This is a genomic window from Mucilaginibacter segetis (genome assembly GCF_016522075.1).
GTDB lineage: Bacteria > Bacteroidota > Bacteroidia > Sphingobacteriales > Sphingobacteriaceae > Mucilaginibacter > Mucilaginibacter segetis.
In genome coordinates this window covers 1-16452 of sequence record NZ_JAEHFW010000003.1, presented here as the reverse complement: position 1 = coordinate 16452, position 16452 = coordinate 1, and the positions used below count along the sequence as shown (strand labels likewise).

Sequence of the window (16452 nt, the reverse complement as noted above, 5' to 3'; positions counted from 1 at the left end):
TACCCTTAGGGTTTAACCTGCATGTTGGTATTCAGGAACTTCTCTATTTCGTCGTACATCTGCGTACGGTTGTGTTCACTTTTAAAATACGACCGTTCGTTCTCCTTTAAGCGATACGTTACCGGCACATTGCGCTTTTTCAGCTCGCGCACAAACTGGTTAAGCTCGCTGATATTTGCCCGTGGATCTTTAGCTCCCTGAAATATTAATAACGGACTTTTTATTTTATCCGTATGAAATACCGGGGATATGGCTCTCAGCTGCTCGGCATCAGTTTCCGGGTTGCCTACCATCTCATATATCATTTTTAAATACGGTTTAAAAAACGGAGGCACATCCTTTAAATAGGTAAAGAAATTAATAAGGCCGTATTGTACAATGGCGCAGTTATACAATTCCGGATGAAACGATACACCATACAGCGCCGAAAACCCGCCAAAGCCACCGCCAAATATGGCTATCTTTTTAGGATTGGCAATTTTATTATCAATAAGCCAGTGCACCCCGTCCGTAATATCGTCCTGAATTTTGCCGCCCACCTGTTTAAAACCTGCCTTGCGGAAAGCCTTGCCATATCCGGTTGATCCGCGATAGTTCACCTGGAAAACCGCATAGCCCCGGTTAGCTAAAAATTGCACCTCAGCATCATACCCCCAGGAGTCGCGGCTCCAAGGCCCGCCGTGCGGCATTACCACAACAGGCAAATTTTTCTTCTCTTTACCCAAAGGCACAGTAAGGTAGCCGTTTATCAGCAGGCCATCGCTGGCTTTAAAAGATACGGGCTCCATAGTACACAGCTCATTAGGGCTAATATCGGGGTTAATATCAGCCAGTTTTAACAGTTTATCGCCGCTGCGTTCATATAAATAATAAGTACCGGGGTTTCTGTCAGTATAGGTATAAACAATAAAATTGTTTTGCGCGCTGTCGCGGTCAACAATTTCCATTTCGGTACCTTTTAGTTTTTTATAAAGAGAACTGTACAACCGCTTTGCATCATCATTCAGGAAATGCTTCTGCGGCTTGGCCTCCTCCCATGATACCAGCTCTATGCAGCGCTTGTTCTTGGAGTAGCTTACATCAAGTATATCGGCCTTATCGCTCGCGAACACTACCTTATCTTCGTTACCGTTCTCCGCGTTTATTTTTACCAGGGCGGTTTTATCCCGATTAATGTTTGATAGGGCATAAAAATAATTCTTATCACCCGTAAACGCCACCGGATCCACCCGGTCGTTAAAATTGCTTTTTATAATGGGCCTAAATGCCGCCTTATCATTAGCGCGGTAAAGTATGGTTTCGTTAACCCCGTCTGATGCTTTAGCCAAACGTATCTTTCCCTCCGCATCAGGATACCAGCGGGTAACATTCCCGGGATTGATTATATACGGTTTTAACTCCCCCGTTTTAACATTTAAACGGTAAACATCAAAATTAGCAGGATCGCGCCTGTTCATGTTCACCGTAATAATATCCGGATTTTTACGGTTACGGTTAAGTATGTGTACCCTTACCTTGTTCAGGTTGAGCAGGCTCCTTATTTTCAGGGTAGCCACATCAAGGGCAAAAAGCTTGTAAACATCATCAGCGATAATATCCTGGGTAAATACGATCTGGTTACTGTAAGTCCATGAATAATCACGTACCGAGTAATCAGTAAAAGAAGTGGCCATCTGCTCCTTGCCGCTCGCTAAGGTTTTGATGTATATATTTTGCTTATCTTTATAAGGCTTTAAATAAGATATATATTTACCGTCAGGAGATATCCGGAAGAATGTTTTTTCAGGAGTTTTAAAAAAATCATTTACAGGTATTTGCCTTACCTGATTTTGCTTACAGGCAGATAGCAAAGCTATAGCAGCAATTAATAAAAATGATCTTAAACGGCCGGGCATCAATATTAGGCTTAAATAATAAAACAGAGGTCAAATTAGTTAATTTCATTAATCTTTAATCAATGTCACTACAATTTTACCCTGTTGCAACGTTATAAAAAATACATGCGGGTTCCTAAATATATAAAAATAAAAAGGCATTTATGCATACTGATTTTAGTATTATTTAGCTGTAGCAACCACCTGTTTGCACAGGCAAATGAACTGCAGCTGGCCAGGCAGTATATGGGTAACGGCGAACCTCAAAAGGCCCTGGATATTTACCAGAAGCTTTACCGGCAGGATAACGAGCTTTATTACCCGCAATACCTTAACGGCCTGTTAGGCAACAAAAAATTCGACGACGCCGAGGCTGTTACCAAAAAAATGATCCGCAAGCATCCTGAAGACAGCCAATACAAAATAGATCTGGGTGCTGTGTATACGCAACAGGGAAATACCGATAAAGCAGATGCGGTATATACCGATCTGATAAAAAACCTCCCGGCCAATCAAAACGAGATCTCGCGCCTGGCTGCGCAGTTCTATCAAAACTCCAATGTGGATTATGCCATACGCATATTTGAGCAGGGCCGTAAAATACTGAATAACGACGCTTTATTTAGTTTTGAACTTATTAACCTGTTCAGGTACAAGCATGATAAAGCCCGTTTAACCGAGGAGTATCTTAATTTTTTACCGGCTAATCCTGTATTTATAAACCAGGCGGAGAACATGCTTTCATCGGTTTACGAAGGCAGCGAAGATTATGATATACTGCGTTCGGCGCTGTTAAAAAAGATCCAAAAAGATCCTCAGCAAACTATTTTCATTAACCTGCTCATATGGCAATATTTGCAGCAAAAGGAATTTGACCAGGCGCTTAACCAGCAATTAGCGCTTAGCCGCAGGCAGAACGATGATGGCAATGGCGTATTTGAACTATGCCGCACCCTAACAAATAATAATGCTTATGATGCCGCCATCAGGGGGTACGAGTACGTGATAAGTAAAGGAAAAGAAAACAGCAACTATGTTCCTGCAAAGATCGAACTCATCAACACCAAAAACCTCAAGATAACATCAGGCCTATATACGCAGGCAGATCTGTTAGGCCTTGAGGCAGATTATAAGCAGTTGCTTACGGAATTTGGCAGTAACCGCGGCACAGTGTTCGCCATGCAAAAACTGGCCAACCTGCAGGCCTTTAAACTGCATAAACTGGATGATGCCCAGGCTTTGCTCGAAAAAGCTGTTGCCGTAAACGGTGTACGCAGCAGTTTACTTGCCGATTGCAAGCTCGATCTGGGTGATATTTACTTACTTAACAACCGCCCATGGGATGCCACCCTGCTATACAGCCAGGTAGAAAAAGACAACCCTAACACCAACGTAGCACAGGACGCCCTTTTGCGCAACGCCAGGCTGGCCTACTACACCGGCGATTTTAACTGGTCGCGGCGGCAGCTGGACGTATTAAAGGCGGCAACTTCGCAGTTGATAGCCAACGACGCGCTTAACCTCTCACTGCTGATATCGGATAATTTAGCGGCAGATAGTAGCGGCGCGGCACTCAAAATGTACGCACGGGCCGATCTGCTGATATTTGCAGGCCAAACAGATAAGGCGTTACTTACCCTGGATAGTATTGATAAGAAGTATCCGGGCAATGCGTTGGTTGCCGATATACTAATGGCCAAAACCAAAATACGGCTGCAGCAAAAAGACTATGCCAATGCGGTGGTGCTATTAAAAAACATTGCCGAACAGTATTCCTATAGCTTATGGGCTGATGATGCCGTATTTATGCTGGGCGATATCTACGAGCATCAGCTGGCCAATCCAACTCTTGCAAAAACCTATTATCAAAAAATAATTTCTGATTATCCCGGCAGCCTGTGGCTTAATGATGCCCGAAAACGTTTCCGTGTATTACGTGGCGATAAAGGTGAAGCTTTGTAACGGCGCAAACTAAATGAGGCAGGTACATAATCAAAATCATTCCTTATTTTTGCCGCATGATCATCTATAACGATACCGTAATTTTAGAGGAAAGCACCGAGCAGGAGTGGTTAACCTGGATAAAGGAAGTGCACATACCGGCTGTTATGGCTACAGGCTGCTTTAGCTCCTACCAAATATTAACCATTATTGATTCGCCTAATGATGGCATTACCTATTGTATACAATACAATGCCGATACCATTGAGCAGTTTCAGGAATATTACAGTAAATACCTGTTCAAGTTTCAGGATATTCATCAGGAACGTTTTGCCGATAAGTTTGTAATGTTTAACACTTTAATGAAAACAGTTGAATAGCATGAAGGTAACAGAAACTATCATTCCGGGTGTTTTAATTTTAGAACCTAAAGTATTTACCGACGAAAGGGGCTATTTCTATGAAAGCTATAGTAAACGTACCTTAGCTGAAGTGGGTATCGATGCAGATTTTGTACAGGATAACCAGTCGCTTTCGCAAAAGGGAATAGTTCGCGGCTTACATGCGCAAGCGCCCCCGTTTGCACAGGGCAAACTGGTGCGGGTATTACAAGGCAGTGTAATGGATGTAGCTGTTGACGCACGCCTTGGCTCCCCTACTTATGGCAGGCACGTTGCCGTTGAGCTTACTGCCGCTAATTATTTACAGTTATGGGTACCTCCGGGTTGCCTGCATGGCTTTGTAACTTTAGAAGATAATACCATATTTACCTATAAGGTAACCAATTATTATGATAAAGAATCGGAAACTGGTGTGATATGGAACGACCCTGAGCTGGCTATTGGCTGGGGCATAAATGAACAAGACGCCATTCTTTCCGGAAAAGATCAGATACTGCCTGATTTTGCATCCTTCAAAAGTCCGTTTAAATATTAACTTTTTTAGTTATAAAAATAAAAGCGATGCGGAAACCGTATCGCTTTTATTTTGCACTGATTTAAGCATGTCCCGGTATTTATAAACGGAAAAACATCCCTTGGCATTACTGTGAGGCATCTATTTAACATTATTATGTCAAATTTTAACACAATTTAACATACAGGATTTTAACTCCTAAAATTTTAGTTATATCTTGCTGCCACAAAAACCATTATATGAGGATCACAATTATTGCACTGGCATTTTTCTGCTTTTGCACCATTTCTTTAAAAGCTCAACAAACTTATTCTGTTAAAGGTACCGCCGTAGATTCCGTTGCGAACGCTAAGCTTGTAAACACATCGGTTAGTGTATTAAATGCTAAGGATTCAACCCTGGTTAATTTTACAAGAGCCGATGCCAATGGCGCTTTCAACGTAAGCAAGCTGCACAAAGGCGACTTTATTTTACTGGTAACCTATCCCGGATATGCCGATTATGTAGAACGCTTTACGCTCGACTCGGTTAACACCACGCATACTTTTGGTGTGATTGACATGCAGTTAAAATCGCGTCTGCTAAAAGAGGTGATGATAAAAGGAACAGCTGCTGCTATAAAAATAAAAGGTGATACCACTGAGTATAATGCTGCCGCGTTTAAAATAGAACCTAATTCCAAGGTGGAAGATCTGTTAAGGCAATTGCCGGGCATTCAGGTTGATAAAGACGGTAAAATTACCGCTCAGGGCCAATCCGTACCAAAGGTACTGGTTGATGGTGAGGAGTTTTTTGGCGATGACCCTACCCTGGTTACCAAAAACATACGTGCCGATATGGTAGATAAGGTGCAGCTTTATGATAAAAAAAGCGACCAGGCTACCTTTACCGGTATTGATGACGGCGAAAAAACCAAAACCATCAACATTAAATTAAAGGAAGATAAAAAGAACGGCTACTTTGGCAAAGTAACAGGTGGAGTTGGTACAGACGGGTATTACGACAGCCAGGCCCTTTTCAATAAATTCAAGGGGAAAATGAAATTTTCCGCCTATGGTACACTTAGTAACACCGGCAAAACAGGCTTGGGATGGGAAGACAACAGTAAACTGGGTACCGGCGGAAATATGGACTTTACCGACGATGGCGGTATTATTATTTACGGTGGCGGCGGTGATGACCTCGACTCGTTCGATGGCCGTTACAACGGGCAGGGTATCCCTGTTGCACGTACCGGTGGTTTGCATTATGATAACAAATGGGATGGCGATAAACAATCGATCAATACCAATTATAAAGTAGGATCAATTGAGGTTACGGGCAACAACAACACCTTAACCCAAAACACCCTGCCCGACAGGATCATAAACAGCAACTCCGACCAAACATATGATAACTTCCTGTTCAGGCAAAAACTGGATGCGATATATCAGTTAAAAATAGATACAACCTCAAACCTTAAACTTACTGTAAGCGGAACTTTAAGAAATGGAGATACGCGCAGCGATTACGACGCAACAAGCTACAGGAGTACTACAGATTCGCTGCTGAATAAAAACAACCGCAGTGTAACCAATCATACCGACGGGCAGCAGTTTAACGCTACAGCATTTTACAACAAAAAATTTAAAAAGAAAGGGCGTACCTTTTCATTAAACGTAAATACTGCCGTTAACAACACCAAATCTAACGGTTTCCTTAACTCTGAGATTGATTATTACAACAAACAGAGCCAGTTAGACAGTAGTCAGGTTATTGATCAGTTAAAAACTACCAATATTAAAAGCACAACGTTATTTACTAATGCTACTTATACCGAACCTATTACACAATCATTGTCGCTGGTGTTAAACTATGGCATCAGTTTAAATAACAGTAATGCCAACCGTTTATCATATGATAAGGCCGGAAACCTCTACAACGTGCTGAACGACTCATTGAGCAGCGATTATAAGTTCAATCAGTTCTCTAACCAGGGTGGTGTAATGTTCAATTATAAAAAAGGAAAAAACATCTTAAACTTTGGTACCAAGGTAGCGGCTGTACAATTTAAACAGATCGATATTTTTAATAACACCGAATATAAACGCAACTTTACTAACTGGACCCCGCAGGCTTCCTACCAATATAAAATATCACAGCAACAATCGTTAAGGTTAAGCTACTACGGAAATCCAACTCAGCCTACTATAGATCAGATACAACCAGTACGCGTAAATGATGACCCGCTTAATATTACGCTGGGTAACCCGGATCTTGGTCCGTCATTTACGCATCGTTTTTATGGTAATTACAATTCATATAAAGTGCTAAGCGGACAGTCTATCTGGCTTAATGGTTCTTACTCGTTCACTACCAACCCTATAGTAAACAACATCACTACTGATAGTACAGGTAAAACAACTATACAGTACCTAAATCTGGCTGGTAAAAAACCATCTAATTATTACACCAGTATTTATTTAGACCGTAAGATCAGCCTGTTTGATATGAACATAGGAGTTAATTTTAATTTAAACGGAAATACTTATTACAGTTTAAAGAACAGTGAGCTGAATACTACCAAATCCAACACTTTCCGCGGAGGATTAAACATCAACAAATACGTTCAAAAGAAATATTACTTCAGGCTAAATGCAGGGCCGAGCTATACAGTTGGCAAATCATCATTAAATCCTGATATTAACAACAACGGCAGAGGCTTTAATGCCAGCGGTAGTTTCAATGTATACCTGCCGGGCAAATTCCAGATAGGCGCCGATGGTGATTATACCTACCAGGCGGCAACACAATCATTTGCTACAGATTTTAAACAATTTATACTGAATGCTAACATCACCAAATCGTTCCTTAAATCCGAAGGGTTAAAGATCATCCTCAGCGGAAATGACCTGCTTAACCAAAACAAAGGATTTAGTAGAAACTCCAACGGACAAAACTTTACCCAAAGCACTTATACTACCATTAAACGGTACTTTATGTTCTCGGTAAGCTGGGATTTCAGCGGCTTTGGCAAGGGCACAACTCCAAAAGCAAACTAAAAAGGCATCATTCAGAAAAAAGAAACACCAACATGAAAACACCAATCATATCCCTGTTAATTGTGCTGCTTTGCGGAAGCAGCCTGCTGGCTCAGAACCAACACTTCACCACATCGGGCACCATTGAATTCGAGAGAAGGGTAAATATGTTCGCCATTATTAAAAAAAGCATCAATGCCGATAACGAAACCTGGTACGGCCCGGCCTTCGAGAACTATAAAAAAACACAGCCGCAGTTTAAAACCATGACCAGCACCCTTAGCTTTGCTAATAATAAAACGCTGTTCACACCTGCGCCACCGGCAGAAACTCAAACCAACAGCTGGTTCTCAAATGATCCGGCCGGTAAACAGATCAATACCGTTTATACCGATCTTAATACGCATATAAGCACTACCCAGAAACAGGTTTTTGAAGAACAATTTCTGGTAAAGGATACTACCCGCAAGATCACCTGGAAAATCACCGACGAAACCCGCGAAATTGCAGGTTATACCTGCCGCAGGGCCAACGCGCTGGTAATGGACTCCATATACGTTGTAGCCTTTTATACCGACGAAATTGCCGTATCCGGCGGGCCCGAATCATTCACAGGGCTGCCCGGCATGATACTGGGACTTGCCCTGCCGCACGAAAATATCACCTGGTTTGCTACAAAAGTAGTAGACACCTCCCTGCCCGAAGGAACGGTTAAAGCACCTACAAAAGGCAAAGCCGTTAACGATCAGGAACTGGAGAAAACGCTGAAATCTGCCATTAAGAACTGGGGCGACGAAGCACAATCCTATTACAAGGCCTTTCTGCTCTAAAAATACTCGCTCTACCTTATTATCAATTTAAAATGCGACCCTAAACCAGTCGCATTTTTTGCATATAGCTGATATTGGCTTTGGCGCTTTGCAAAGGTGTTTCATGGTAAAAGCGGCTTTGCTCTACAAAAAAGTAGTGCATACCCACCGCCTGCCCGGCCGCTATCAGCTTAGGGAAGTTAAGGATACCCTGCCCCATATCGCAGGCCGATTCTTCCTCACTGCCTTTAGGTAAACGCTGCTTTAATACGTCGCGCATGTGCATCAGCTTAAAGCGGTTGCCATATTTTTTCAGATAAGCGTAGGGGTCCTGCCCTTCGGTTACGGTGTAGTACACATCCAGCTGAAAATCTACCAGCGCAGGATCGGTATGATCAAGCAGCACGTTAACGGGGAGTTGCCCGTCTACCGGTTTATAAGGATAATCATGTGGATGATAGCCGAAGCGCAGTCCGTGCTTTTTACAGATGGCGCCACGTTTATTAAAATCATCCGCAAAGTGTTTAAAAGCATCAATATGCGGTTGAGGGCCAAGCCAGGGGCATATCAGGTACTTCATGCCGATTGAGGCGGCCTGCCCTGCAAGTTGATCAAACTCAGCAAGGGTACAGGGATTATAGTGCGTACTAACCAGCGTTAAGCCATAGCCCGCGGCAAGTTTTTTAAATTCCGCAGGGGTATAGCCCCAGAAAATCCCCTTATCGCTGCCGTAACTTTCTAATTGGCGGTAGCCCATAGCGCCCAGTTGCTTTAGCGTACCGGCGGCATCGCGCGCCATATCCTCCTTCACCATGTAAAGCTGGATACCCGGGGTAATAGCAGTAGCCGCTTCCGCAAATGCAGATTTTCCGGCTATTGCCGATGCGGCTGTAAGCATCGCCGTGTTGTATAAAAAGTTTCTTCGGTTCATTGGGTTAATTGTAAATCCTGAATTATAAATTCTAAACTCTAAAAATCTAAACGCTAAAAAGCTATGTGCTTTGATCTTTCCGCTTTAAGCTAAAAAACTCCCCCTATCATTCCGAACGATAGTGAGGAACCTTGTACGCCGCTATACATAATCAATCGTTTAAGTCATCACTCCCGCACCCGCTCTCATCTTCTCTCCCCCTACAAATCCTTTACTATTACTTCTCCGGTTTGTTTATCCTTCAGGATCAGTTTACGGTCGCCGTGCGGAAGTATCTCCTCCTTAATTAAATAATACTGATCGTTATAGATAGCATAGGCAGCCTCGCGGGTAACCTCGTTATTGCCCCGCCAGTCGCTAAGTTGAACGGCTTCCCACTGTCCGCTTTTGGCCGAAGCGTAGGCCGCATCAATAATGGCATTCACCACGTAACCATCGTAAAAGGTTTCGGCAGGCTCGCGCTTGCCATCAATAGCCTCAAACATATCCGTAAACATGTGGTTGTAGCCCAGCTCGTTCACCTCATCCCCCACCGGGAAAAGCCATCCGCTATTGCTTTCGGCCTTTTCGGCCACATAGCCGCCGCCCTTGCCGGTAGTGAACATATCAAACCCGGTACGCAAAAAATTATTCGTCCAGATGGTGCCCTCGGTACCCATCACCTCATCGCGCAGATCCATCCCTCCCCTAAAACACCAGCTCACCTCAAACTGCCCTATGGCGCCGTTGGCATATTTAACCAGCCCTATAGCGTTATCCTCCGCATCAATAGGATGCACCTGGGTTGATGCCCAGCACATCACCTCCACCGGTTTCACCTCCTTACCAATAAAGTTCCGTGCGATCTCGATACAGTGGCAGCCCAGATCAACAATGGCGCCGCCGCCGCTCTGCTCCTTGTTCCAGAACCAGTTGCTGTGCGGGCCGGGGTGTGCCTCGCGGCTTTTGGCCCACAATATGCGCCCCAAACTGCCTGCCTTTATGCTCGCTAACGATTTAATGAACTTGGGCGAATAGCACAGATCCTCCAGGTAGCCGCCCATTACCCCCGCCTGCTCCACCATATCCAGCATTTGCTTAGCCTCGGCAGCGGTACGCCCCAGAGGTTTGGTACACAGCACATGCTTACCCGCTTTGGCACAGGCCTCCACGGCGGCCAGGTGCAGATCATTCGGCAGCGATATCACCACCACATCCACCTCAGGGTGGCTCACCACCTCCTGCATATCGGTACTGTAAAAAGGCAGGTTATACTCCTGCGCAAAGGCTTTGGCCTTATCCGCATTGCGCGAATACACGGCGTGTAAAGTATCGGTACGGCGGTGCCCTATCAGCGAATCGGCATAAAAACGCGCAATAAAGCCCGAGCCAAGCATAGCAATTTTCATAAGTTATAAATATGGATTTTGGTTTACGGAGTTAAGATAGGATTAGATGTGCAGATATGCAAATGCGGAGACGATGTGCGATATGTAGATGTCCAGATCTGCATGATGTGCGGATGTGCCTCCTGATTTGGGGAGACCGCATAATTTAGGGGTACCTGTACCGTCAAACTTTTATTCCGGTTTGATGAATACGAGTACCCCCGGGTTATCGCCGCTTAGGCGTGTATAATATCTTCCAGATCGTCCACGTCCGATTTGTGTTTCTTCATCTTCTGGCGTTTCTCTTTCAGGTAATCCTGCGCATGCTCTTTAAGGCGTGCGGCTTCGGCTTCAATATCCGCCTTACGTTTAATATACAGATAGGTTATTGCCCCGGCGAAAATGGCGCCAAGCGCTAAACCTGCTATTAATTTATTGCTGTTGTCGTGATGTTTGTGAAATGGATTTTTCATAGTCGTTGTTTTTATAAACAACAGCCCCGCGGCGGTTTGGTTTGTTTTATTGAAAATTGACAGCAGGGGCGATGGGTGCGCAGCTGATTCATAAGCCCACTCCCTACCCTGTCATTCCGAACGACAGTGAGGAAACCTATACTTTTTTGTCATTCCGAACAACAGTGAGGAATCTTATACGCCACGCTAAATATTGTTACAAGCCTTCGCCATCACGCATTTAAAACAAGAAAATTGATAACCCTCCCCTTCCTAAAGCATCGTTTATTTTACTACCTTGCTTTATAATACCACCTATACCCATGACCATTTCGCAATATATTGATCACCTGCAAGCCCATTACCGTACAGGTATCGCTACCGAACATACCTACCGGGGTTATCTGCAATCCCTGTTAGAGAGTATTGCCCAGGGGGTAGCCGTTACCAACGAGCCTGCCCGCATAAAATGTGGTGCGCCCGATTATATTATTACCCGCAACCAAATACCTGTGGGCTATATCGAAGCTAAAGATATAGGCAAGGATATACAGCATAAAGATTATAAAGAACAATTTAACCGTTACCGCAAAAGCCTCGATAATTTAATTATTACCGACTACCTGGAGTTTGAATTATATATTGATGGTGAGCTTAAAACCAAAATAAGCATAGCCAAAATTGAGGGAAACCATATAACACCCCTGCCACAAAACTTTGAGGCCTTTACCGCATTAATACGCAGCTTTTGCACCTATGTGGGGCAAACCATTAAATCATCCCAAAAGCTGGCGGTAATGATGGCCGATAAAGCCAAACTACTGTCGCAGGTAATTGAAAACGCCCTCAGCAGCGATGTGGAAACCGAGGCTAACAGCTCCCTTAAAGAGCAGATGCACGCCTTTAAGGATATACTGATACATGATATTAAACCCCGCGAGTTTGCCGATATTTATGCCCAAACCATTGCCTACGGCATGTTTGCGGCCCGCCTGCACGACCCAACCCTGGCCACCTTTTCGCGACAGGAAGCTGCCGAACTGATACCGAAAACCAATCCCTTTTTGCGCAAGCTGTTCCAGTACATTGCCGGGTACGATTTAGATACCCGCATTGTTTGGATAGTGGATGCCCTTGCCGATATTTTCCGCGCAACGGATGTAGCCGCCCTGCTGCACAACTTTGGTAAGGCCACCCAAACCAACGACCCCATCATCCATTTTTACGAAACTTTTTTGGCCGAGTATGACCCTGCACTACGCAAGGCACGCGGCGTTTGGTACACGCCCGAACCGGTGGTAAACTTTATAGTACGCGCAGTTGATGATATCCTGAAAACCGAATTTAACCTGCCTATGGGCCTTGCCGATAGCAGCAAAATAAAGGTAAAGCGCAAAGCCTTCACACAAGCCACCACCGACAGGCGCTCTGTTGTAAAGGAAGTGGAAACCGAGGTAGAGGTACACAAGGTACAGATACTCGACCCTGCCACCGGTACGGGCACCTTTTTAGCCGAGGCCATAAAACATATTTATAAACGCTTTGCCGGGCAGCAGGGCATTTGGAGCAACTATGTAGAAAACCACCTCATTCCCCGTTTAAACGGGTTTGAATTGCTAATGGCCAGCTATGCTATGGCACATTTAAAGCTGGATATGCTGCTTACCGAAACCGGGTACAAGGCCACCCGCGACCAGCGCTTTCGCGTATATCTCACCAATAGTTTAGAGGAACACCATGCCGATACTGGTACCCTGTTTGCCAACTGGCTGAGCAGCGAAGCCAACGAGGCCAACCACATTAAACGCGATACCCCCGTAATGGTGGTAATGGGCAACCCTCCGTATAGCGTGAGTAGCAATAATAAAAGTGAATGGATTGAAAAATTAACAGCTGATTATAAAAAGGATTTAAATGAACGCAACATACAGCCACTAAGCGATGATTATATAAAATTCATACGTTTTGGACAGCATTTTATTAATAAGAACGGCGAGGGGATTTTAGCTTATATATCTAATAATAGCTTTTTGGATGGAATAATTCATAGGCAGATGCGTAAGCATTTGTTAGAAAGCTTTGATAAGATTTATATAATAAATTTACATGGGGACTCAAAGAAGAAAGAAATTGCGATAGATGGTTCATCAGACCAAAATGTATTTGATATCATGCAGGGAGTTAGCATAAATATTTTCATAAAAAAAACTAAAAAAGAAGTCAATGCAAAAACAGAGATTTTTAGTATAGATTTTACAGGTAAGAGGAATGTTAAATATATACTTCTTGAAAAATCTCTGAAGGAATTGCCTTTTGAAAAATTGAATCCACATAGCCCACATTATTATTTCACAAAAAAGAACTTTTATAATTTTAAGGATTATTCCAACTTCATATCGGTAAAAACAATATTTAAAGAAGATAATTCCGGTGTTCAAACAGAATTTGACGCATTGGCAATAAATGAAGACACCGAAATATTGAAAGATAGAGTATTAAATCTGACTAAAAATACTGCAGAAGTAGCCGCTTATAATATGGGCTTCTCATCTGAGTACTTAAAAAAAATTATTAATGCTAAGAATGATATCCTAAATAATAAATTTCAAATAATAGATTATAATTATCGTGCATTTGATAAACAAAAAGCAATTTATACAGGTTATTCTAATGGGATTATGGGAAGACCGAGGGGGAAAACAATGGTGAATTTCTTTCACCAAAATATTGGGTTGATACTACCAAAGCAAGTCTATCCTGATTTTAAGCATGTATTTATTACAGATTGTGCCTGTGATGCTAATTTTATAGCTTCTGCAAAAAAATTTGGATGTGGTAACGTTTTCCCTTTGTATTTATATTATAATGATAATTCTAAACAGATAAGTCTTGAACAATCCCTGGCTCGCACGCCCAACCTTAACAAAGAAACCGTACACCAAATTGCCACAGGTTTAGGCTTAACTTTTACCAACGAAAAAGAAACCACCGAAGGTACCTTTGCCCCAATTGATATTTTAGATTACATCTATGCCGTACTGCACAGCCCGGCCTATCGCGAAAAGTATAAGGAGTTTTTAAAGATAGATTTTCCGCGTGTACCCTACCCAAAAGATGCAGCCAAATTTTGTCAGTTGGTAAAACTGGGCGGCGAGTTAAGGCAACTGCATTTACTGGAGAGCCACGAGGTAGATAATTACATAACCACCTACCCGCAGGATGGCGATAACATAGTTGTAAAGCCCGAGTATAAAGCCGGCAGGGTGTACATTAACCCCACCCAATACTTTGAGGGCGTACCGGAAGGCACCTGGCAATTTTATATAGGCGGTTACCAGCCGGCCCAAAAATGGCTTAAAGACCGCAAAGGCCGCGAACTGAGTTTTGACGACATACTGCACTACCAGCGCATGATAGTAGCCCTCACCCAAACCCAACACCTCATGCTCGAAATTGACAAAGTAGGCGTAGAGTGATCAGCAGTTTTACACTCCCCATCCTGTCATTCCGAACGACAGTGAGAAATCTTATACGCTTTTGTCATTTCGAACGATAGAGAGGAATTTTATACGCCACGTAAGTAGCCGCTTATACAAGTTTTTTTCACTCCGTTCAAGAGATAGTTCTCTTCGCTGCCGCTCATTCGAAATGACAAAAATAGATACTCCCCTCTCGAGAGGGGTTAGGGGTGTGTTTAATAAAGCACCCTCAAAATAAAACCGCTTCCATATATCAAGAATATTCTGTATATTTACATTGCAATTACTACCGGGTTATCCTGCGTTCTGCAGCATTCAACCCGGGCATTACACGCTGTTCACTTTCAAAAACATCAAAAAATCGTTCTTTTGTTTTGGCACACGGATTGCTTCAGCAGCAAACCATAGTGCAAAAAACCGCCTGTACATGCTGAAATCCAAGTTTTTAGCATAAAAGCCACCTAAAACAGCCGCAGTAAAAGGCATCAAATTCAGTCGGGCAAAAACACGTATTGCCTATCCACCTGCATTATTTAAGACCGGTAAACCCCGCTTTACCCTATACACCATTAAATTTTAAGACCCATGCAAACCTCTATTGGCGGTGCCATGAACCGCTTTTACGCGCACTGCCAGCAAAAGAACTTCGCTGACGCGCCTTTCCACGGTAATGCCGCCGTGCTCAACTTTATCAATACCGCCAAAAACTCCAGGCGGCATGATTACCTCCCCAGCTACGATGCTTTCCTGTACTGGTGCCGCGAGGGTGGGGTGATTGATGGCAGCACGTACCTCACGCTGGAGTTTGAGGCCTATTGTAACCCCATAGAAATTCAGGAACTGCACAGGCAGGTTATAGAACTCCGCGAAACCCTTACCGAACTGTTTACCGCCCTGCTCCACAAAACCGAATTACCCGTTTATGCCATGCCGCGCATTAACCGCTGGCTGGCCACGGCCAGGCAGCACCTCAGCTACCAGGTAATAAACGGCAGGCCCGCAACACAATGGATAAACATCCACGAGGAACTGGCCTTCCCCCTGTGGGTGTTGGTACTGGAAGCGCAGGAACTGTTTGACCCTGTATGGCTGGCCAAACTAAAACAATGCCGGGGCTGCGGCGCGCTGTATCTGGATGTAAGCAAATGCCGCACCCGCACCTGGTGCAGCGCCAACGCCTGCGGCAAAAAACTGCGCAACCGCAGATACTATAAAAAGAAGGTATTAGGGAATAATGCTTAAAGCGAAAGGAGAAACCAGAAAGTATTTTAGTATTTCTACTTTAGAGTTTAGATTTTAGGATTTAGAATGTCACATCCGGACTTTCTGTCTTGCGGACTTTACTGACTTCGCGGACTGTATAAAAACAAAGAAACCCCTCAACTTTAGGTTGAAGGGTTTAACTTTAAGATTGGGCACCGACCTACTCTCCCACATTTTACTGCAGTACCATCGGCTCTGGCGGGCTTAACTTCTCTGTTCGGAATGGGAAGAGGTGGACACCGCCGATATAGGCACCTGAATATTTTTATGTTGATTGGTGCAAGTGTGGGTAACGGGTGCGGGATATGATCCTCTGGCACTGGTTACCGGCTCTGTACACCGGTACAACAATGACATATTATTGAAAGAAGTAAGTATCAGAGAAAACAACAGCTTTGTGT

Annotated in this window: 11 protein-coding genes and 1 rRNA gene; 7 read left to right on the top strand and 5 right to left on the bottom strand. The window is 43.7% G+C overall.

The features are described 5' to 3' along the window. Nucleotides 1-5: 5 nt before the first annotated feature. Nucleotides 6-1895 (bottom strand): alpha/beta hydrolase family protein, encoded by a 1890-nt coding sequence (locus tag I5M19_RS13805; RefSeq protein WP_200066949.1) that lies wholly within the window; start codon nucleotides 1893-1895, stop codon nucleotides 6-8. 105 nt (nucleotides 1896-2000) lie between these two features. Here I5M19_RS13805 and I5M19_RS13800 point away from each other — a divergent pair, with 105 nt between their 5' ends. The 5 genes from I5M19_RS13800 (at nucleotide 2001) to I5M19_RS13780 (ending at nucleotide 8580) form a co-directional block, all read left to right on the top strand. Further along, nucleotides 2001-3836, top strand: coding sequence for a tetratricopeptide repeat protein (locus I5M19_RS13800; RefSeq protein ID WP_200066948.1), 1836 nt, complete (start codon nucleotides 2001-2003; stop codon nucleotides 3834-3836). A 56-nt stretch (nucleotides 3837-3892) separates the two neighbouring features. Further along, complete coding sequence (locus I5M19_RS13795; RefSeq protein ID WP_200066947.1) at nucleotides 3893-4195, top strand: DUF4286 family protein; 303 nt, start codon at nucleotides 3893-3895, stop codon at nucleotides 4193-4195. Between the two features lies 1 nt (nucleotide 4196). Beyond that, nucleotides 4197-4751 (top strand): dTDP-4-dehydrorhamnose 3,5-epimerase, encoded by a 555-nt coding sequence (rfbC, locus tag I5M19_RS13790; protein WP_200066946.1) that lies wholly within the window; start codon nucleotides 4197-4199, stop codon nucleotides 4749-4751. A gap of 218 nt (nucleotides 4752-4969) precedes the next feature. After that, a complete protein-coding gene (locus tag I5M19_RS13785) occupies nucleotides 4970-7771 on the top strand; it encodes an outer membrane beta-barrel family protein (RefSeq protein ID WP_200066945.1) in 2802 nt (933 codons plus the stop codon). Nucleotides 7772-7803: 32 nt separating this feature from the next. Continuing rightward, the gene (locus tag I5M19_RS13780) at nucleotides 7804-8580 is read left to right on the top strand and encodes a GLPGLI family protein (RefSeq protein WP_200066944.1); all 777 of its coding nucleotides are present in this window, start codon (nucleotides 7804-7806) and stop codon (nucleotides 8578-8580) included. A gap of 40 nt (nucleotides 8581-8620) precedes the next feature. Here I5M19_RS13780 and I5M19_RS13775 read toward each other — a convergent pair whose 3' ends face one another. From I5M19_RS13775 to I5M19_RS13765, 3 genes are all read right to left on the bottom strand, one after another. Continuing rightward, nucleotides 8621-9490: a sugar phosphate isomerase/epimerase family protein gene (locus I5M19_RS13775; protein ID WP_200066943.1), complete on the bottom strand. Its 870-nt coding sequence runs from the start codon at nucleotides 9488-9490 to the stop codon at nucleotides 8621-8623. A gap of 200 nt (nucleotides 9491-9690) precedes the next feature. Then, complete coding sequence (locus I5M19_RS13770; RefSeq protein WP_200066942.1) at nucleotides 9691-10878, bottom strand: Gfo/Idh/MocA family protein; 1188 nt, start codon at nucleotides 10876-10878, stop codon at nucleotides 9691-9693. 215 nt (nucleotides 10879-11093) lie between these two features. Continuing rightward, the gene (locus I5M19_RS13765) at nucleotides 11094-11330 is read right to left on the bottom strand and encodes a hypothetical protein (RefSeq protein WP_200066941.1); all 237 of its coding nucleotides are present in this window, start codon (nucleotides 11328-11330) and stop codon (nucleotides 11094-11096) included. Between the two features lie 302 nt (nucleotides 11331-11632). Between I5M19_RS13765 and I5M19_RS13760 the strand changes: the two genes are divergently transcribed. Then, complete coding sequence (locus tag I5M19_RS13760) at nucleotides 11633-14785, top strand: type ISP restriction/modification enzyme (RefSeq protein WP_200066940.1); 3153 nt, start codon at nucleotides 11633-11635, stop codon at nucleotides 14783-14785. Between the two features lie 588 nt (nucleotides 14786-15373). Then, nucleotides 15374-16030, top strand: a complete 657-nt coding sequence (locus tag I5M19_RS13755; RefSeq protein WP_200066939.1) for a CGNR zinc finger domain-containing protein — start codon at nucleotides 15374-15376, stop codon at nucleotides 16028-16030. Between the two features lie 168 nt (nucleotides 16031-16198). On the opposite strand, the gene rrf is transcribed toward I5M19_RS13755, so the two are convergent. Continuing rightward, a 5S ribosomal RNA gene (gene rrf / locus I5M19_RS13750) occupies nucleotides 16199-16310 on the bottom strand. Nucleotides 16311-16452: the final 142 nt, after the last annotated feature.